Here is an 18,243-nt window from a genome sequence, read left to right as displayed (position 1 = left end):
GTTTTCATTTTCAGGCCGCCGTTCCAACTGAACCCGCATTCGTCAGGCCGCGACCCAAGAGGTGAACCATGCGACACCAACATGTAGCGCTGATCGGCGGTTCGGGTTTCATCGGCAGCCATCTCATCAATGCGCTCGTCGATCTCGGCAAGACCGTGCGCGTCGCGACCCGCCGGCGCGCGACCGCCGCGCATCTCACGCTCTTGCCCATCGATGTCATCGAAACCGACGTGCATGATCCCGTGCAGCTCGCCGCGTTCATCGATCAGAGCGATGCGGTGATCAATCTCGTCGGCATTCTTCAGGGGCGGCGCGACGATCCCTACGGGCCGGATTTCGCGAAGGCGCATGTCGAACTGCCGCGCAAGATCGCCGCCGCGTGCGAGGCGAAGGGCGTGCGGCGTCTGCTGCACATGAGCGCGATCGGCGCGGATTCGCAAGGTCCGAGCATGTATCTGCGCTCGAAGGGCGATGGCGAGAAGATCGTCCGCGAATCGGGACTGGACTGGACCATCTTCCGCAGCTCCGTGGTGTTCGGTCCCGAGGACAATCTGCTCAACCAGTTTGCGTTTCTGGAGCGCATGTTTCCGGTCATCCCGCTCGCATGCGCCGATGCGCAGTTTCAGCCCGTGTTCGTCGGCGATGTGGCGAAAGGGATGGTCAACGTGCTCGACCTCGACGCTGCCAACGGCCATGTCTACGAACTCGCGGGTCCCGGCGTCTACACGCTCGCGGAGCTGGTGCGTTTCGCGGGCGCGACCATCGGCAAGCATTCGCGCATCATCAAGCTGCCGGAGAGCCTCGGCCGCCTCCAGGCGATGACCATGGAATTGGCGCCCGGCCAGCCGCTCATCTCGCGCGACAATCTCGATTCGATGAAGACGCCGAACATCGCGAGCGGGCCGCTCGCGCCGGAACTGGGCATCGACGAGCCGGCGAGCATCGAGACGATCGCGCCGCTGTATCTCACCGGCAACTCGTCGCGCTCGCGCTTCAATGCCTACCGCGCAACCGCGCATCGTTAATTCTCTTTTTGTGATCGCATGAAACTCGTTATCGGTGACAAGTTCAATTCTTCCTGGTCGATGCGGCCGTGGGTGCTGCTCGAACATTTCGGCATCCCGTTCGACGAAGTGCTGATTCGCCTCGGCCAGCCCGACACGAAATCGAAGATTCTCGCGGTCTCGCCTTCGGGCAAGGTGCCGTGCCTCGTCACCGATTCCGGCGATGCCGTGTGGGAGTCGCTCGCGATCGTCGAGACAATTGCCGAGCTGCACCCCGAGCACGCGATGTGGCCGCGCGACGCCGCCGCCCGCGCGCATGCGCGCAGCATCAGCGCGGAGATGCACGCGGGCTTCGCGGACCTGCGCCAGAACATGCCGATGGAAATCACGACGCACGCGCCGGGCGCGGGCGCGACGCCGGGCGCGCTCGCGAACATCGCGCGCATCGAGGCGATCTGGGCGGAGTGTCTGGCGAAGTGGGGCGGACCGTTCCTGTTCGGCGATGAATTCGGCATCGCGGACGCGATGTTCGCGCCGGTCGTCATGCGCTTCAATACCTACGCGCCTGAACTGAGCGCGACGTCGCTCGATTATGCGAAGCGCATCACGGCGCTGCCGGCGGTCGCGGCGTGGATCGACGGCGCGCGCAAGGAAGCGCGATGAATATCTACGCAGTCGGCGGCGCGATCCGGGACGAGTTGCTCGGCGTGCCGGTGGTGGATCGCGATTATGTCGTCGTGGGCGCGACGCCGGAGCAGATGGTGGCGCAGGGGTATCGGCCGGTGGGGAAGGACTTTCCGGTGTTTCTGCATCCCGAGACTCACGAGGAATACGCGCTCGCGCGCACCGAGCGCAAGACGGCGGCGGGCTATCACGGCTTCCAGTTCTACTATTCGCCGGACGTCACGCTGGAGGAGGATCTCGCGCGGCGCGATCTCACGATCAACGCGATGGCGCGCGAGGTCACGCCAGCGGGCGAGTTGACCGGTCCGGTCATCGATCCGTTCGACGGGCAGAGCGACCTGAAAAACCGGCTGTTCCGGCATGTGGGCGATGCGTTCATCGAAGATCCGGTACGCATTCTGCGTCTCGCGCGTTTCGCGGCGCGTTTCGCGAATTTCGATATCGCGCCGGAAACCGCCGAGCTGATGCAGAAGATGGTCGCGGCGGGCGAAGTCGATGCGCTCGTGCCAGAGCGCGTCTGGCAGGAAGTGTCGCGTGGTTTGATGGAGAAGAAGCCGTCGCGCATGTTCGAGGTGTTGCGTGGCTGCGGCGCGCTGGTGCGGATTCTTCCCGAAGTCGATGCCTTGTGGGGCGTGCCGCAGCGCGCGGACTATCACCCGGAAGTGGATACCGGCGTGCATGTGATGATGGTGCTGGACTACGCCGCATCGCAGGGGTTTGCGTTGCCAGTGCGCTTCGCCGCGCTCACCCACGATCTCGGCAAGGCGACGACGCCGGAGGATATCTTGCCGCGTCACATCGGTCATGAGGGACGCAGCGTCGATCTATTGCGGCCGTTGTGCGAGCGGCTGCGCGTGCCGAACGAATGCCGCGATCTGGCCGTGCTGGTCGCGCGTGAGCACGGCAATATTCATCGCGTGATGGAGATGGGCGCGGCGGCGCTCGTCAGGCTCTTCGAGCGGTCGGATGCGCTGCGCAAGCCGGCGCGGTTTGCCGAGGCGCTACAGGCCTGTCTCGCCGATGCGCGTGGGCGGCTCGGGCTGGAGCAGCAGCCTTATCCGCAGGCAGAGCGGTTGAGGGAGGCGTTGGTCGCGGCACGCGCGGTCGATGCTGGCGCGGTCGCGCAGGAGTACGCCGAGCAGCCCGCGAAGATCAAGGATGCGGTGCACGATGCGCGGGTGGCGGCGGTGAAGGGGGCGTTGGGGGGCTAGAAAACCTCAAAGCGCCCGAGCAATCAACGAAAGCAACACCGACAACAACAACGTCGACATAAACGGAAACGAATACTCACGCCCGAAGATCCGCAGCGTGAAATCCCCCGGCAGTCTGCCGATGCCGATCTTCTTCAGCCACGGCATCGAGCCGGACAGAATCGCAAGCGCGATAAAAGTCGTGAGCAGCCAGCGAATCATGATCGCGCACTCATAGCGTGTGAGAACGATCGCCCGCCGCGAATGCGTCGAGCGTACCGGGAATACTCCGCGAGAACGCGATCGCCTTGAACAACTCGCCCATCTCCGCTTCTGAAAGCAGCTTCTGCACCGCATTCGCAGCAGGCAGAAAGCGCCTGACGTCCGCTGGATCGAGATCGCTGAGCACATCGGTGATACCGGCGTTCATCAGAAACCGCGCCTGCGACGTGAAGCCGAGCAAATCGGCCCCCGTCTCGACGCCCGCTTCCGCGATGCCCGTAAATTCCACATGCGCGGTGATGTCCTGCAAGCCGGGGTACAGAAACGGATCGCCATGCGCGCGATGCCGGTAGTGGCACATCAGCGTACCGGCCGCGCGCTGCGCATGATAAAACTCGCGTCGCGGAAAGCCATAGTCGACGAAAAACGCCGCGCCACGCGTCAGCATCGTGCAGACGGTCTTCGTGAACGCGATCGCCGCTTCGTGCGTCTCGGTGACGTATTCGGCGAAGGGCTCATCGTTGGCTTCGTCGATGGCGGCATCGATCAATTCGACTTGCGCGTCGGGCCTGATCGGCCGGTCATCGAACGCAAAACGGTCGTCCAGCACGACGACGCCGCGCTCGTGCCACGCGCCGAGCTTGCGCACCACGAGGCGCACGGGCATCGCATCGAGCACTTCGTTGCCGATCACGACGCCTTCGAACCGGTCGGGCAGCGCGTCTAACCATTTCACCTTCGCGGCCAGCGCGGGCGCCTGCTTTTCGATGGTCTCGCGCTGGCGCGCGCGCAACTCGCCGGACAGATCGACGATCGCGTAACTGTCGAACGGCACATCGAGATCGGCGAGCGCGGTCAGAAGGCCGGCGGCCAGCTTGCCGGTGCCCGCGCCGAATTCCATCAACTGCCGCGTGCCGCTTTGCTGCAAAGCCTGCGCGACAGGACGCGCGAGTGTCGTCGCAAAAAGCGGGGACAGCTCGGGCGCGGTGACGAAGTCGCTGCCGTCCTCGGCGCGGCGGCCGAATTTCATCGCGCCGCCGCCGTAATAGCCGAGTCCCGGCGCGTACAGCGCGAGGTCCATATAGCGGTCGAACGGCAGCCAGCCGCCCGCTGCGGCGATGCGTCCCCGGATCAGATCTGTAAGCGCTTCGGACTGCGCGAGCGCATCGGCGCCCGGAGCAGGTAAACTATCGGATTGTCTGGCATTCGGATTCATCCCAGTATTGTAAATGAGCGCTACCACGCCGTTTTCTTCCGTCAACTCGCCGTCTTCCGGCTCCGTCGCACGCGCCCGGACCGTGCTCGTCACGGGCGCGGCGAAGCGCATCGGGCGCGGCGTCGCACTGGAATTCGCGCGACAGGGCTGGGACGTGGCCGTGCACTATGGCGGCTCGGAGCTCGAAGCGCGTGAAACCGTCGCGGATATCGAGGCCCTCGGGCGGCGCGCGGTCGCGCTGAAGGCGGATCTCGGCGTCGAGGCCGAAGTCGAGCGACTCGTGCCCGCGTGCGTGGAAACGTTCGGCGGGCTGAATTGCGTCGTGAACTGCGCGTCGCGCTTCGACGAAGATACGGCGATCGACTTCGGCTACGCCAGGCTGCTCGAAATGACGGCGGTCAATGTCGCAGCGCCGCTCACGCTCGCGCGAATGCTGCACGCGATCACGCCTGAAGCCGCAGCCGTTGACGATGCGCAACGCGGCGTCGTCATCAACGTGCTCGATCAGAAGCTGTACAACATGAATCCGGATTACCTGTCGTACACGCTGACGAAGGCGGCGCTCGACAACGCCACCATCGCGCTGGCGCAGGCGCTGGGGCCGAAGCTGCGTGTCGTCGGCCTGGCGCCGGGTCTGACGCTGATTTCCGCCGGGCAGACGCCCGCGTCGTTCGAGGCGGCGCATCGCGTGACGCCGCTCAATCGCGCATCGACGGTGGAGGACGTGGCGCAGGCCGCCTGCTATCTGGCGAACGCGCACGGCGTGAACGGCACGACGCTCGTCGTCGATGGCGGCCAGCACCTGGTGCCGAGCCCGCGCGACGTCATGTACATGATCGGCACGCAAAAGCCCTGAAACGCGCTTACTGAATATTGGAACCCATATGCTTGCCGCACTTTCGCATCCCCGGCTGACCGATTGCCGGCGGCTTTTTCTGCGTGACTACGAAGTTCGCATCAACATCGGCGTGCATGACTTCGAGAAGCGCGGCGAGCAACGCGTCGTGATCAACGTCGAACTGTATGTGCCGCTCGCGCTGTCGACGCCCGTCGCGGACAAATTGTCCGAAGTCGTCGATTACGACTTCATGCGCTCGACCATCGCCGCGCGCGTGAAGCAGGGCCATATCCACTTGCAGGAAACGCTGTGCGACGACGTCGCCGCGGCCCTGCTCGCGCATCCGAATGTGCGCGCGGTGGCCGTATCGACGGAAAAGCCCGACGTCTACCCCGATTGCGACGCGGTGGGCGTCGAAGTCTTTCGCATCAAAGAGGAACGAGCATGAACGCGCGTGACACGATCGAAGCCGCCGAGGCACAGAAGCCCGCGCGCGAGGCGTTGACCAAGCGCCAGCAGAAGGAAGCGTACGAGAACAACAAGCTGTACAAGCGCATCGTGCGGCAGGTCGGCGAGGCGATCGGCGACTTCAACATGATCGAGCACGGCGACAAGGTCATGGTGTGCCTGTCGGGCGGCAAGGACAGCTACGCGATGCTCGACGTCCTGATGCGCCTGCGCGAGCGCGCGCCGATCGACTTCGAACTCGTCGCCGTCAATCTCGACCAGAAGCAGCCGGGCTTTCCGGAGCACGTCCTGCCGGATTACCTGAGCAAGCTCGATATCCCGTTTCACATCGAGAATCAGGACACGTACAGCATCGTCAAGCGCCTGGTGCCGGAAGGCAAGACCACATGCTCGCTGTGCTCGCGCCTGCGTCGCGGCATCCTGTATCGCGTGGCGGGCGAGCTCGGCGCGACCAAGATCGCGCTCGGGCATCATCGCGACGACATCCTGCAGACACTGCTGCTCAACATGTTCTACGGCGGCAAGCTGAAGGGCATGCCGCCCAAGCTGCAATCCGACGACGGCAAGAACGTCGTGATCCGTCCGCTCGCGTATGTGAAGGAAACCGATCTCGAAAAGTACGCCGAACTGCGCGAATTCCCGATCATCCCGTGCAATCTGTGCGGCAGCCAACCAAACCTGAAGCGCGCGGAAATGAAGGCGCTGATCCGCGAATGGGACAAGCGTTTCCCGGGCCGCGTGGAGAATATGTTCAACGCGCTGTCGAACGTGGTGCCGTCGCATCTGATGGACAGCGCGCTGTTTCCGTTCGCCGGCCTGCGCGCGACGGGCGAGGCCGATCCGCAAGGCGATATCGCCTTCGACGAAGAACCGTGTGCAAGCGAACCGTCAGGATCGTCCGGCGCGGTTTCAATCGTGCAGTTCGACGATCTATAACCTTTATCCAATAAGGCGCAGCGTGGGTTTCGCCGCATTGCGCCAAAGAGCCGCGTGATAAATTGGCGGCTCGTCATACCAGCAAGGCTCCCAGCGATGAACATCGTGATTCTGGCTGCCGGCATGGGCAAGCGCATGCGCTCCGCCCTGCCGAAAGTACTCCATTCATTGGCGGGCAAGCCGTTGCTCGCCCACGTCATCGATACGGCGCGCACGCTCTCGCCGACGCGGCTCGTCGTCGTCGTCGGGCACGGCGCGGACAAGGTCCGCGAGGCCGTCGGCGCGCCGGACGTGCAATTCGCGTTGCAGGACAAGCAGCTCGGCACGGGACACGCCGTGCAGCAGGCGCTGCCGCTGCTCGATCCCTCGGTTCCCACGCTCGTGCTGTATGGCGACGTGCCGCTTACGCGCGCGAGCACGCTCGAACGCCTGATCGAGGCCGCGGGCGCCGAGCGTTACGGCGTGCTTACCGTGACCGTCGGCGATCCGACCGGCTACGGCCGCATCGTGCGCGACGCGGCGGGCAAGGTGAAGAAGATCGTCGAGCAGAAGGATGCGAGCGAGGAAGAGCGGCGCATCGCGGAAATCAACACCGGCATCGTGATCACGCCGACGCGCACGCTCGAAACATGGCTCGCGTCGCTGAAGAACAACAACGCGCAAGGCGAGTTCTATCTGACGGACGTCGTCGAGCGCGCCATCGACGCGGGCGTCGAAGTCGTCACCGCGCAGCCGGACGCCGAATGGGAAACGCTCGGCGTGAACAGCAAGATTCAGCTCGCGGAACTGGAGCGCATCCATCAGCACAACGTGGCGCATGCGCTGCTCGACGCCGGCGTGACGCTGATGGACCCGGCGCGCATCGACGTGCGCGGCACGCTTGAATGCGGCGCGGACGTGTCGATCGACGTGAACTGCGTGTTCGAAGGGCGCGTGACGCTCGCCGACAACGTGACGATCGGCCCGAACTGCGTGATCCGCGACGCCACCATCGGCGCGGGCACGCGTGTCGATGCGTACACGCATATCGAAGGCGGCACGACCGGCGCGAATGTCGTGCTCGGCCCGTACGCGCGGCTGCGTCCGGGTGCGAAGCTCGGCGATGAAGCGCATATCGGTAACTTCGTCGAGGTGAAGAACGCGGTGCTCGGGCACGGCTCGAAGGCCAACCATCTCGCCTATATCGGCGATACCGATATAGGCGCGCGCGTGAACGTGGGCGCGGGCACGATCACCTGCAACTACGACGGCGCGAACAAGCATCGCACCGTGATCGAGGACGACGTGTTCATCGGCTCGGACACGCAACTGGTCGCGCCGGTGCGCGTGGGCCGCGGCGTGACGATCGCGGCGGGCACGACGGTGTGGAAGGATGTCGGCGAAGGCGAGCTGGTGCTCAACGAGAAGACGCAGGTGAGCAAGACGGGCTATGTACGCCCGGTGAAGAAGAAGTCGTAAGGCTGTCGAGAGATTCAGCCCAACGCGCGCGGCGCGCTTCGTGCCGCGCTTTCGAATGCAAGTTTCAAAGGATGAACGTCCATGTGCGGAATTGTCGGCGCGGTAGCGCAACGTAACATCGTCTCGGTGCTGGTCGAAGGTCTGCGCCGCCTCGAGTATCGCGGCTACGACTCGTGCGGCGTGGCCGTGCTGAGCCACGGCGAGCCGCGCCGCGCGCGCAGTGTCGCGCGTGTGTCCGATCTCGACGCGCAAGTGCGCGATACGAATCTCGGCGGCATGACCGGCATCGCCCACACGCGCTGGGCGACGCACGGCGCGCCCGTCACCGACAACGCGCACCCGATCTTCTCGCGCGATACCGTGGCGCTCGTGCACAACGGCATCATCGAGAATTACGAGTCGCTGCGCGAGATGCTCAGGGGCAAGGGCTACGAATTCGTCTCGCAGACGGATACCGAAGTCATCGCGCATCTGATTCACAGCATGTATCGCGGCGACCTGTTCCAGACCGTGCGCGATGCCGTCAAGCAACTGCATGGCGCGTATGCGATCGCCGTGATGCACAAGGATCAGCCGCACACGGTCGTCGGCGCGCGCCAGGGTTCGCCGCTCGTCGTCGGCGTGGGCGAGGGCGAGAACTTCCTCGCATCGGACGCGCTCGCGCTCGCCGGCAGCACCGATCGCTTCGCGTTCCTCGAAGAAGGAGACGTGGTTGAGATCCGGCTCGACGGCGTGAAGATCGTCGATCGCGAAGGCGTACCCGCCGAGCGCGAAGTGCGCGTGGTGACGGCGTATGGCGGCGCGGTGGAACTCGGGCCGTATCGCCACTTCATGCAGAAGGAAATCTTCGAGCAGCCGCGCGCGATCACCGACACGATCCCGCAAGCCGACGAGTTCGGCCCGAGCCTGTTCGGCGAAGGCGCGCGCGACGCGTTCGCGGGCGTCGACAGCCTGCTGATCCTCGCGTGCGGCACGAGCTACTACTCGGGTCTCACGGCGAAGTACTGGCTCGAATCGATCGCGAAGATTCCGACGCAGGTCGAAATCGCGAGCGAGTATCGCTATCGCGAGTCGGTGCCGAATCCGAAGGCGCTGGTCGTGACGATCTCGCAATCGGGCGAAACCGCCGACACGCTCGCCGCGCTGAAGCACGCGCAGTCGCTCGGCCACAAGCACACGCTCGCCGTGTGCAACGTCGCGACCAGCGCGATGGTGCGTCAGACCGAGTTCGCGTTCCTGACGCATGCGGGCACGGAGATCGGCGTGGCATCGACGAAGGCATTCACGACGCAGCTCGTCGGCCTGTTCGTGCTGGCGGTGACGCTCGCGAAGATGCGCGGTCACGTGAACGCGAAGCAGGAAGCCGCGTATTTCACGCAACTGCGGCACTTGCCGGCGGCGCTGAATAGCGTGCTGGCGCTGGAGCCGCAGATCATCGCGTGGTCGGAGGAGTTCGCGCGCAAGGAAAATGCGCTGTTCCTCGGACGCGGCCTGCACTATCCGATCGCGCTCGAAGGCGCGCTGAAGCTGAAGGAAATTTCGTACATCCACGCGGAAGCGTATCCGGCGGGTGAACTGAAGCACGGGCCGCTCGCGCTCGTGACCGAAGCGATGCCGGTGGTGACCGTCGCGCCGAACGACACGCTGCTCGAGAAGCTGAAGTCGAACATGCAGGAAGTGCGCGCGCGTGGCGGCGAGCTGTATGTGTTCGCGGATGCGGATACGCGCATCGTCAGCGAGGACGGCATTCATGTGATCCGCATGCCGGAGCACTATGGGGCGCTGTCGCCGATACTGCACGTCGTGCCGTTGCAGTTGCTCGCGTATCACACGGCGTGCGCGCGCGGGACGGATGTCGACAAGCCGCGGAATCTAGCGAAGTCGGTGACGGTGGAATAAGCGTCGCGGGGTTTTCGCGGGTTGGTATCTGGAGAAAAAAGCGCCTTCTCGGAGGCGCTTTTTTCTTTTCGGTTGAAGCATTTTTGCGGAGAAAGGCTCAGTGTTTAACCGGCATGATTTTGCCGGGAAAGCACCATCATGCTGTTTAACCGGCGCAAAAATGACGGTGGTCGATCTCGAAAATGATGCTGCCACGCGTGCCCCGCCTGTGGACAACCTTGTTGGCACCACACCGCGTTAACTGTTGGCGGTTTCTGAACAACTGGCCGTCCATCGCCGGAATGCGAAAGTTGTCCTGCGCTCAAGCCAGAACCAGACGCGTCATACCGGACTTGTATACTCGGTAAACATCTGACGTAAAACGCGCTTCGGCAGTTATCCACTGTTTTGCCGCAAGCTTGTTAACTACTACCACGTATACATACGAACTCTTTTGTTTACTTAAGCGACGTGGCCGCACTGCTCAAAACCGCAGCGCACCTTCAGGCAGAAGCAGCGCCATGCACTTGCCTCAACCGCTCGCGGCTATTGCTCAGATGCATTCGCATCGCAGCGCGCGCGTCGTCGGGATCTTGCCGTACGATCGCCTGATAGATCGCCTTGTGCTCGCCAAGCACGCTGCGCAAGCGCTCGATCTGATCCAGTTCCGCAAGCTCTGCCTTGCCCAGGCGCGTGCGCGGACTCACGCCGCGTCCCATCTGGCTCAGCACGTCGTAGAAATATCGGTTGCCGCTCGCCCGTGCGATCTGCAAATGAAACTCGACGTCATGCTGCAGCACATCCGTGTTCCCGCTCGCCAGTTGCTCCTCGAAGCGTTTCAGCGCCGCCGCGATCTGCTTGAGATGCGCGTCCGTGCGCCGCGCCGCCGCAAGCGCGGCCGCCGCGCCTTCCAGATCGATGCGAAACTCGATGACAGCCATGATGTCCAGCAGGCTCGACAGATCCGCGTCCGGCAGACGCACTGCTTCGCGATCCTCCGGCGCCCGGATGAACGTGCCGACGCCATGCCGTGTCTCGACCACATTCGCCGCCTGCAAGCGCGACACCGCCTCACGCACGACCGATCGGCTCACCGACAGTTGTTTCATCAGCGCGACTTCGGTCGGGATCTTGTCGCCTGGACGGAGAACACCGCGCTCGATGTCCTCGAACAGGGTGGCGACAACTTTTTCGGTGAGACTTGCCATATTGATTCGCTGCGGATGGAGTAGAGTAGTTTTGGCTGTTGTCGGACGTCGTCGGATCGGCTTGAGCCAGAATAGACCAAGGCGGCATGCGCCAAGATGGATAGATGTCCGACAACGCATCATCGTGCTGGACGACGGATCCGTCAATTCGGCAAATCCTGCTTCAAGAATCGAAAAGATATAAGACATCGTATAAGTATGATCGAGCTTACATCGTCAAAACTTACGCAAAATCAAGCTAATTAGGGTATACGCCCCTGTCATACAGGCGCGAATCAGCGGTACTCTGTGTTAAGACGTCTGATGACATAGCGCTCTCGGACGCGTCGCTTTCCATTCAGATCGCCGTCGTCACAGGGAGGCATCATGCCGTCTTCGTCACCGTACCAACCGCTGCCCAATACATTCCGAACGTCGCTGCGCGAGCGCAAGAAGCTGATCGGTTGCTGGCTGTCGCTCGCGTCTCCGATCGCCACCGAACTGATCGGCGTGGTCGGCTTCGACTGGATGCTGCTCGACGCCGAGCACGCGCCCAATGACGCCCTCACGCTCATCCCGCAATTGATGTCGCTGAAGGACAGCCCGAGCGCGCCTGTCGTGCGCCCGCAGGCGAACGATCCCGTCGCGATCAAGAAGCTGCTCGACTCGGGCTTCGTCAATTTCCTGATTCCCTTCGTCGACAACGCCGCTCAAGCCGAGCGCGCAGTCGCCGCGACGCGTTATCCTCCTCAAGGCATCCGCGGCGTGTCGGTCGGACATCGCGGAAATCGCTACGGCACCGTGGCGAACTATTTCCAGGTCGCGAACGACAATATCAGCGTCGCGGTGCAGATCGAGAGCCGCGCGGCGGTCGAAGCAATCGATGAGATCATCGCGGTCGAAGGCGTCGATGCGCTGTTCGTCGGCCCGTCCGATCTCGCCGCCGCGTATGGTCATCTCGGCAACGCGAATCATCCGGATGTGCAGGCGGCCATCGCGCACGTGTTCGAGCGTGCGCACGCGGCGGGCAAGCCGAGCGGCATTCTCGCGCCCGTGCAGGAAGATGCCGAGCGCTATCTCGCGATGGGCTGCACGCTCGTCGCCGTGTGCGCGGATCTGGGCTTGCTCAGGAACGCCGCGCAGGCCGTGAAGAAACATTTCATCCCGGAGTGAGCGCGACGCGTCACGCTCGACCGGCCGACACCGAACATCGACATCAAGGAGCGATACATGCAAAAGGCAGGCTTCATCGGACTGGGCATCATGGGCAATCCCATGGCGGCCAATCTTCTCAAGAACGGCATTCAGCTCGCGGCATTCACGCGCAGCGGCGTGAGCGCGGATCTCACGGGCGCGGGCGCGACGGCATGCGATACGCCCGCCGCAGTCGCCGAGAAGGCTGATGTGATCTTCATCATGGTGCCGGACACGCCGGACGTCGAGAAAGTGCTGTTCGGCGAGAACGGCGTCGCGAGCAAGCTGAAGAGCGGGCAGATCGTCGTCGACATGAGCTCGATTTCGCCGATCGCCACGCGCGAGTTTGCCGCGAAGGTGCGCGAGAAGGGCGCCGATTATCTCGACGCGCCCGTGTCCGGCGGCGAAGTCGGCGCGAAGGCCGCGTCGCTCACGATCATGGTCGGCGGCGCGCAGGCGACCTTCGACAAGGTCAAGCCGCTCTTCGACATGATGGGCAAGAACATCTCGCTGATCGGCGAAGTCGGCGCGGGACAGGTGTGCAAGGTCGCGAATCAGGTGATCGTCGCGGCGACCATCGAGGCGGTCGGCGAGGCGTTGCTGCTCGCGTCGAAAGCAGGCGTCGATGCCGAAAAGGTTCGCACCGCGCTGATGGGTGGGTTCGCGTCGTCGCGCATTCTCGAAGTGCACGGCGAGCGCATGACCAAGCGCACGTTCAATCCGGGCTTTCGCATCGAGCTGCATCAGAAGGATTTGAATCTGGCGCTCGCGACCGCGCAGGCGCTCGGCGTCTCGCTGCCGAATACGTCGACATGCATGCAGTTGTTCAACGCGTGCGCCGCGAATGGCGGCAAGGCGTGGGATCACTCCGGCATGGTGCGCGCGCTCGAAATTATGGCGAATCACGAAATCGGCCAGGAAACGAAGTAATTCTCGAAGACTCAACCCGCCCGCCGCGCGCCGGCGGGTTGCCTCAAGGCTTCTTCAGTGCGCGCTCCCCGATTCGCGCGAAATGCCCGATCGCGAAGCGCCGCACGTTCTCCACGGCCGGATTCGTCTGCTCCTCGCTCCACGCAAGATCGATATCCGCGTACGCGTCCTGCGCCCATAGCGGCCTGAACACGACTTCCTCGAAGCACAACTCGCGCGCCGACGCCGGCACGATCGCGACGCCCACGCCCGCACGCACCAGCGCGACGATCGTATGCGTCTGGTCGATGTACTGCACGTAATCCGCCTGCACGCCGCTCCCCGCGAATAGCCCCACGATGCGATCGTGGAAGTACTTCCCGCCATCGTGCGAATACATGACGAACGGCTGGCCATCGAGATCCCTCGCGGCGATGGCGCGGCGCTTCGCGAGCGGATGCCCGACCGGAATCGCGAGTTGCAATGGCTCGCGCGCGATCCGCTGATATTCGATGCCGTGCATGAAGAACTGCGCCCGCATGACGCCGAGATCGATCTCGCGCGATTCCAGCGCCTTCACCTGCTGCAACGACACCATCTCCTTGAGCACGACCCTGATGCCCGGCAACTCGTCGCGCACGGCGGCGATGAGGCTCGGCACGAGGTGATAGCCCGATACGGCCGTGAAGCCAATCGTCACCTGGCCGACGTCGCCGCGCGCCACGCGCCTTGCCGAATCCGCCGCCTGCGTCGACAGCCGCAGGATGCGCACCGCGTCCTCGTAATACGTCCGGCCCGCCGCCGTCAGCTTCACGCTGCGGCTGTTGCGCTCGAACAGAACCAGATCGAGCGCCTGTTCGAGCAACTGGATTTGCCGAGAGAGCGGCGGCTGCGTCATGAAAAGCCGCGTGGCGGCGCGCCCGAAGTGCAATTCCTCCGCGACGGCCACGAAACAGCGCAAATGATTCAGCTCGATGATCATGTCAATTTGGGTATTGATCGATGCGGAATATAGCTTAGACATCAATCGATCGCGTGAATATAGTGATTTCCGAGATAGGCCGATCTTCAAGGAACTCGAATGTTCGACGTGCTACTGATCAATCCCGTGCTTGCGTCGCTCGACCGCGAACTGAGCGCGCGCTACACCGTGCATCGCTACTACGAGCACGCCGACAAGGCCGGATTCCTGCGCGAAGTCGCACACGGCATCGGCGGGGTCGTGACGGGTGGCGCGACCGGCATCAGCAACGCATTGATGGATGCGCTGCCCGCGCTGCGCATCGTCGCGATCAACGGCATCGGCACCGACGCGGTCGACCTGACGTACGCCCGCGCGCGCGGCATCCACGTTTCGACGACGCCCGGCGTACTCACCGACGACGTCGCCGATCTCGCCATCGGACTGCTGATTTCCGCGTGCCGTGGCTTGTGCGTCGGCGATGCGTACGTGCGTGACGGCGAATGGGGCAAAAGCGGCCTGCCGCTCGCGCGCAAGTTCAGCGGCATGAAGGTGGGCATCGTCGGGCTGGGGCGTGTCGGGCGCGCGATCGCGCAGCGCGCGGCGGCGTTCGGCTGCCCGATCGCGTACACCGATCTGCGCGAAATCGCCGATGTGCGTTATCGCTTCGTCGCCGATCTGCGCGATCTCGCGCGCGAAAGCGATGCGCTGATTCTCGCGGCATCGGCGGACGACGCGGAAGGCATCGTCGATGCCGCCGTGCTCGATGCGCTCGGCCCCGACGGTTATCTGATCAACGTCGCGCGCGGCAAACTCGTCGACGAAGCGGATCTCGTGCAGGCGCTCGAAGAGAAGCGCATCGCGGGCGCGGGGCTCGACGTGTTCGTCGATGAACCGAACGTGCCCGCCGCGCTGTACGCGCTGAAGAACGTCGTGCTCCAGCCGCATCGCGCGAGCGCGACCGTAGAGACGCGCACCGCGATGGGCGACATCGTCCTCGCGAGCCTCGCGTCCAGCTTCGCGGGCGAGCGGCCCGAGACGAGCGTCACGCCCTGACACACGGCATCGCCGAACCATAACCATCCCGACGACATCTGGGAGGAGACACGTGAAGAACCTCGATATCGCTTCGTCCGCAGTGGGAGCCAGCGCGGCCAAGGTCGGCCATTTCCGCTACTACATTCTCGCGCTGATTTTCTTCGTCACGGTGCTGAACTACGCGGACCGCGCGACGCTCTCCATCGCCGGAACCTTCGTTTCGAAGGACCTGGGTCTGTCGGCGTCGGCGCTCGGCATCGTGTTCTCGGCGTTCGGCTGGGCCTACGCGATCGGCCAGATTCCCGGCGGATGGCTGCTCGACCGATACGGCGCGAAACGCGTCTACGGCGCGAGCATCGCGCTATGGTCGATCTTCACGTTCAGTCAGGGCACGGTGTCGCTCTTCGGCACGGCGGCCTCCGCGACGGCCGCGCTCTTCGTGATGCGCTTCATGCTCGGCCTCGTCGAATCGCCCGCGTTTCCGGCGAACGCGCGCGTCGTCGCGACGTGGTTCCCGACCAACGAGCGCGGCACCGCGAGCGCGTTGTTCAACTCGGCGCAGTATCTGGCGGTCGTGCTCTTCACGCCGCTGATGGCGTGGTTCACGCATGCGTTCGGCTGGCATCACGTGTTCTTCTTCATGGGCGGGCTCGGGCTGATCGTCGCGGTCGTGTGGTTCGCCGTGATGGACGATCCGAAGTCGCACAAGCGCATGAGCCGCGCCGAGTTCGACCACATCGCGGGTAACGGCGCGCTCGTGAGCCTCGATACGACCATCGCGACGACGCGTCGCCGCTTCACGCGCCGCGAACTCTCGACGCTCTTCACGAGCCGCATGATGTGGGCGATCTACATCGGCCAATACTGCATCACGGCGCTGACGTACTTCTTCATCACCTGGTTCCCGATCTATCTGATCAAGGAACGCGGCATGAATGTGATGACCGTGGGCCTGGTCGCCGCGCTGCCCGCGATCTGCGGATTCTCCGGCGGCATTCTCGGCGGGCTGCTGTCCGATTTCCTGATCCGGCGCGGCGTGTCGGTGTCGCTCGCGCGCAAGACGCCGTTCATGATCGGCATGCTGCTCGCGACCGCGATCATGACCGCGCCGCTTGCATCGACCAATACGGCGATCGTCGTCATCATGTCGCTCGCGTTCTTCGGCAAGGGGCTTGCCGCGATCGGCTGGGCCGTGCTTTCGGACGTCGCGCCCCGCGAGATGACGGGGCTGTCCGGCGGCGTGTTCAACGGCATCGGCAATACGGCGGGCATCGTGACGCCGATCGTCATCGGCTATGTGGTCGCGAGCACCGGCTCGTTCGATCGCGCGCTGTGGTTCGTCGGCGCGCACGGCATCGCGGCGATGCTCGCATACGGGCTGCTCGCCGGGCCATTCAAGCGGATTCAGCTGAAGACCTGATTTCCGAGGGCAGTGCAGGCAGGACCGACAAAGCCGGCGCGAGCCGGCTTTGTCGTTTCGGTGCCAGTGTATCGGCAGTTAGTTGTCGGACGTCTTAGTTTGAGTCTGGTTTGAATCGATTGGAAGCAGGGACAATCGCCGTGAGTGTTGTGGATAGAGCCGCGAGATGACAAAGGGTAAACACGCTTGGCACCGAAAGAAGGTCATTTTAAAATGTCATCAGACAACATATCACATGGCCGACAAGGCAGCATCACTCGCTCAACTCACAGGATCACGCTCATGTCCACGAACGCAGTCGAACCGAACGCCACTCCGAAAGTCACCGAATTGCGCGTCGTGCCGGTCGCCGGCCGCGACAGCATGCTCATGAACCTCTCGGGCGCGCACGGCCCGTTCTTCACGCGCAACATCGTGATCCTGAAGGACAGCGCCGGTAACACGGGCGTCGGCGAAGTGCCGGGCGGCGAGAACATCCGCAAGACCATCGACGATGCGCGTTCGCTCGTCGTCGGCCAGTCGATCGGCAACATGCATGCGGTGCTCAACAAGGTGCGCACGGCGTTCGCCGATCGCGACGCGGGCGGCCGCGGCCTGCAGACCTTCGATCTGCGCACGACGATCCACGCCGTTACCGCGCTCGAAGCCGCGCTGCTCGATCTGCTCGGCAAGCACCTGGGCGTGCCGGTCGCGGCGCTGCTCGGCGAAGGGCAGCAGCGCGATGAAGTCGAAATGCTCGGCTATCTGTTCTACATCGGCGATCGCAACAAGACGGACCTGCAATACGCATCCGGCGCGGATGGCCGCGACGACTGGGAGCGCCTGCGCACCGAAGTTGCGCTGACGCCCGAAGCGGTCGTGCGTCTCGCGGAAGCGGCGAAGGCGCGTTACGGCTTCAATGACTTCAAGCTGAAGGGCGGCGTGCTGGCGGGCGAAGCGGAAATGGAAGCCGCCACCGCGCTTGCGGAACGCTTTCCCGAAGCGCGCGTGACGCTCGATCCGAACGGCGCGTGGTCGCTCGCCGAAGCGATCCGTCTGTGCCGCGACAAGCACGACGTGCTCGCGTACGCGGAAGATCCGTGCGGCGCGGAAAACGGCTATTCGGGCCGCGAAGTGATGGCCGAATTCCGCCGCGCGACCGGCCTGCCGACGGCGACCAACATGATCGCGACGGACTGGCGTCAGATGGGCCACGCGATCCAGTTGCAATCCGTCGACATCCCGCTCGCCGATCCGCACTTCTGGACGATGCAGGGCTCGGTGCGCGTCGCGCAGATGTGCAACGACTGGGGTCTCACGTGGGGCTCGCATTCGAACAATCACTTCGACGTGTCGCTCGCGATGTTCACGCACGTCGCCGCCGCCGCGCCGGGCAAGATCACGGCGATCGACACGCACTGGATCTGGCAGGACGGCCAGCGTCTCACGCGCGATCCGCTGCAGATCGTCGGCGGGAAGGTGAAGGTGCCGGAAGTGCCGGGTCTGGGCGTCGAACTGGATATGGACGAAGTCGAGAAGGCGCACGCGCTGTATCAGCAGCACGGTCTCGGCGCGCGCGATGACGGCGTCGCGATGCAGTATCTGATTCCGAACTGGAAGTTCGACAACAAGAAGCCCTGCCTCGCGCGTTGAGACCGATG

The 18,243-nt window shown here is 64.0% G+C and carries 17 protein-coding genes; 13 read left to right on the top strand and 4 right to left on the bottom strand.

Features of this window, described 5'->3' with window-relative positions; all coding sequences use genetic code 11:
* Positions 1-68 precede the first annotated feature (68 nt).
* Genes BTHE68_RS12405 through BTHE68_RS12395 form a run of 3 tightly spaced genes read left to right on the top strand, consistent with a single transcriptional unit; the run spans position 69 to position 2,899 of the window.
* Positions 69-1,025: a complex I NDUFA9 subunit family protein gene (locus BTHE68_RS12405; RefSeq protein ID WP_162066536.1), complete on the top strand. Its 957-nt coding sequence runs from the start codon at positions 69-71 to the stop codon at positions 1,023-1,025.
* 18 nt (positions 1,026-1,043) lie between these two features.
* On the top strand, positions 1,044-1,667 hold the full coding sequence (locus BTHE68_RS12400; RefSeq protein WP_162066535.1) for a glutathione S-transferase family protein: 624 nt from the start codon (positions 1,044-1,046) through the stop codon (positions 1,665-1,667).
* Positions 1,664-2,899 carry a multifunctional CCA addition/repair protein gene (locus tag BTHE68_RS12395; RefSeq protein ID WP_162066534.1) on the top strand — a complete coding sequence of 412 codons (1,236 nt, stop codon included), beginning with the start codon at positions 1,664-1,666 and terminating at the stop codon, positions 2,897-2,899. The genes BTHE68_RS12400 and BTHE68_RS12395 overlap by 4 nt, the downstream gene beginning before the upstream one ends.
* Positions 2,900-2,905: 6 nt before the next feature.
* Here BTHE68_RS12395 and BTHE68_RS12390 read toward each other — a convergent pair whose 3' ends face one another.
* Positions 2,906-3,100: a DUF2905 domain-containing protein gene (locus BTHE68_RS12390; protein WP_061173965.1), complete on the bottom strand. Its 195-nt coding sequence runs from the start codon at positions 3,098-3,100 to the stop codon at positions 2,906-2,908.
* 10 nt (positions 3,101-3,110) lie between these two features.
* Positions 3,111-4,316, bottom strand: coding sequence for a class I SAM-dependent methyltransferase (locus tag BTHE68_RS12385; RefSeq protein ID WP_162066533.1), 1,206 nt, complete (start codon positions 4,314-4,316; stop codon positions 3,111-3,113).
* Between the two features lie 13 nt (positions 4,317-4,329).
* Between BTHE68_RS12385 and BTHE68_RS12380 the strand changes: the two genes are divergently transcribed.
* The 5 genes from BTHE68_RS12380 (at position 4,330) to glmS (ending at position 9,915) form a co-directional block, all read left to right on the top strand.
* The gene (locus BTHE68_RS12380; RefSeq protein WP_162066532.1) at positions 4,330-5,172 is read left to right on the top strand and encodes an SDR family oxidoreductase; all 843 of its coding nucleotides are present in this window, start codon (positions 4,330-4,332) and stop codon (positions 5,170-5,172) included.
* A 28-nt stretch (positions 5,173-5,200) separates the two neighbouring features.
* Complete coding sequence (locus tag BTHE68_RS12375) at positions 5,201-5,602, top strand: dihydroneopterin aldolase (RefSeq protein ID WP_061173962.1); 402 nt, start codon at positions 5,201-5,203, stop codon at positions 5,600-5,602.
* Complete coding sequence (ttcA, locus tag BTHE68_RS12370) at positions 5,599-6,558, top strand: tRNA 2-thiocytidine(32) synthetase TtcA (protein WP_162066531.1); 960 nt, start codon at positions 5,599-5,601, stop codon at positions 6,556-6,558. Before BTHE68_RS12375 ends, ttcA begins: the two co-directional genes overlap by 4 nt.
* A gap of 96 nt (positions 6,559-6,654) precedes the next feature.
* On the top strand, positions 6,655-8,016 hold the full coding sequence (gene glmU, locus BTHE68_RS12365; protein ID WP_162066530.1) for a bifunctional UDP-N-acetylglucosamine diphosphorylase/glucosamine-1-phosphate N-acetyltransferase GlmU: 1,362 nt from the start codon (positions 6,655-6,657) through the stop codon (positions 8,014-8,016).
* An 81-nt stretch (positions 8,017-8,097) separates the two neighbouring features.
* Positions 8,098-9,915 (top strand): glutamine--fructose-6-phosphate transaminase (isomerizing), encoded by a 1,818-nt coding sequence (gene glmS, locus BTHE68_RS12360; RefSeq protein WP_162066529.1) that lies wholly within the window; start codon positions 8,098-8,100, stop codon positions 9,913-9,915.
* Positions 9,916-10,397: 482 nt separating this feature from the next.
* Here glmS and BTHE68_RS12355 read toward each other — a convergent pair whose 3' ends face one another.
* The gene (locus BTHE68_RS12355; protein WP_162066875.1) at positions 10,398-11,102 is read right to left on the bottom strand and encodes a FadR/GntR family transcriptional regulator; all 705 of its coding nucleotides are present in this window, start codon (positions 11,100-11,102) and stop codon (positions 10,398-10,400) included.
* 366 nt (positions 11,103-11,468) lie between these two features.
* On the opposite strand from BTHE68_RS12355, the gene garL reads away from it, so the two are divergent.
* Together garL and BTHE68_RS12345 are read left to right on the top strand one after the other, a co-directional pair.
* Positions 11,469-12,254 carry a 2-dehydro-3-deoxyglucarate aldolase gene (gene garL, locus BTHE68_RS12350; protein ID WP_162066528.1) on the top strand — a complete coding sequence of 262 codons (786 nt, stop codon included), beginning with the start codon at positions 11,469-11,471 and terminating at the stop codon, positions 12,252-12,254.
* A gap of 42 nt (positions 12,255-12,296) precedes the next feature.
* Positions 12,297-13,205 carry a 2-hydroxy-3-oxopropionate reductase gene (locus BTHE68_RS12345; RefSeq protein WP_286202786.1) on the top strand — a complete coding sequence of 303 codons (909 nt, stop codon included), beginning with the start codon at positions 12,297-12,299 and terminating at the stop codon, positions 13,203-13,205.
* A 43-nt stretch (positions 13,206-13,248) separates the two neighbouring features.
* Here the strand turns inward: BTHE68_RS12345 and BTHE68_RS12340 are convergent, their stop codons facing one another.
* Positions 13,249-14,166 carry a LysR family transcriptional regulator gene (locus BTHE68_RS12340; protein ID WP_162066526.1) on the bottom strand — a complete coding sequence of 306 codons (918 nt, stop codon included), beginning with the start codon at positions 14,164-14,166 and terminating at the stop codon, positions 13,249-13,251.
* Positions 14,167-14,265: 99 nt separating this feature from the next.
* Between BTHE68_RS12340 and BTHE68_RS12335 the strand changes: the two genes are divergently transcribed.
* The 3 genes from BTHE68_RS12335 (at position 14,266) to gudD (ending at position 18,235) form a co-directional block, all read left to right on the top strand.
* Complete coding sequence (locus tag BTHE68_RS12335) at positions 14,266-15,201, top strand: 2-hydroxyacid dehydrogenase (protein ID WP_162066525.1); 936 nt, start codon at positions 14,266-14,268, stop codon at positions 15,199-15,201.
* A gap of 52 nt (positions 15,202-15,253) precedes the next feature.
* The gene (locus BTHE68_RS12330) at positions 15,254-16,603 is read left to right on the top strand and encodes an MFS transporter (RefSeq protein WP_286202777.1); all 1,350 of its coding nucleotides are present in this window, start codon (positions 15,254-15,256) and stop codon (positions 16,601-16,603) included.
* 282 nt (positions 16,604-16,885) lie between these two features.
* Complete coding sequence (gene gudD, locus BTHE68_RS12325) at positions 16,886-18,235, top strand: glucarate dehydratase (protein ID WP_162066524.1); 1,350 nt, start codon at positions 16,886-16,888, stop codon at positions 18,233-18,235.
* The last annotated feature ends 8 nt before the right edge of the window (positions 18,236-18,243 follow it).

Source organism: Burkholderia sp. THE68, assembly GCF_009938265.1.
Lineage (GTDB): Bacteria > Pseudomonadota > Gammaproteobacteria > Burkholderiales > Burkholderiaceae > Caballeronia.
Note: the sequence above shows the minus strand (reverse complement) of the source record. Positions and strands in the feature narration are given on the sequence as shown.

What these genes read in the sequence shown, in the direction of transcription:
- BTHE68_RS12385 (WP_162066533.1), bottom strand. Translation starts at nt 4,316, where the DNA reads ATGAATCCGAATGCCAGACAATCCGATAGTTTACCTGCTCCGGGCGCC.
- glmS (WP_162066529.1), top strand. Translation starts at nt 8,098, where the DNA reads ATGTGCGGAATTGTCGGCGCGGTAGCGCAACGTAACATCGTCTCGGTG.
- BTHE68_RS12400 (WP_162066535.1), top strand. Translation starts at nt 1,044, where the DNA reads ATGAAACTCGTTATCGGTGACAAGTTCAATTCTTCCTGGTCGATGCGG.
- BTHE68_RS12390 (WP_061173965.1), bottom strand. Translation starts at nt 3,100, where the DNA reads ATGATTCGCTGGCTGCTCACGACTTTTATCGCGCTTGCGATTCTGTCC.
- garL (WP_162066528.1), top strand. Translation starts at nt 11,469, where the DNA reads ATGCCGTCTTCGTCACCGTACCAACCGCTGCCCAATACATTCCGAACG.
- BTHE68_RS12340 (WP_162066526.1), bottom strand. Translation starts at nt 14,166, where the DNA reads ATGATCATCGAGCTGAATCATTTGCGCTGTTTCGTGGCCGTCGCGGAG.
- ttcA (WP_162066531.1), top strand. Translation starts at nt 5,599, where the DNA reads ATGAACGCGCGTGACACGATCGAAGCCGCCGAGGCACAGAAGCCCGCG.
- BTHE68_RS12405 (WP_162066536.1), top strand. Translation starts at nt 69, where the DNA reads ATGCGACACCAACATGTAGCGCTGATCGGCGGTTCGGGTTTCATCGGC.
- BTHE68_RS12380 (WP_162066532.1), top strand. Translation starts at nt 4,330, where the DNA reads ATGAGCGCTACCACGCCGTTTTCTTCCGTCAACTCGCCGTCTTCCGGC.
- BTHE68_RS12375 (WP_061173962.1), top strand. Translation starts at nt 5,201, where the DNA reads ATGCTTGCCGCACTTTCGCATCCCCGGCTGACCGATTGCCGGCGGCTT.
- gudD (WP_162066524.1), top strand. Translation starts at nt 16,886, where the DNA reads ATGTCCACGAACGCAGTCGAACCGAACGCCACTCCGAAAGTCACCGAA.
- glmU (WP_162066530.1), top strand. Translation starts at nt 6,655, where the DNA reads ATGAACATCGTGATTCTGGCTGCCGGCATGGGCAAGCGCATGCGCTCC.
- BTHE68_RS12395 (WP_162066534.1), top strand. Translation starts at nt 1,664, where the DNA reads ATGAATATCTACGCAGTCGGCGGCGCGATCCGGGACGAGTTGCTCGGC.
- BTHE68_RS12355 (WP_162066875.1), bottom strand. Translation starts at nt 11,102, where the DNA reads ATGGCAAGTCTCACCGAAAAAGTTGTCGCCACCCTGTTCGAGGACATC.
- BTHE68_RS12335 (WP_162066525.1), top strand. Translation starts at nt 14,266, where the DNA reads ATGTTCGACGTGCTACTGATCAATCCCGTGCTTGCGTCGCTCGACCGC.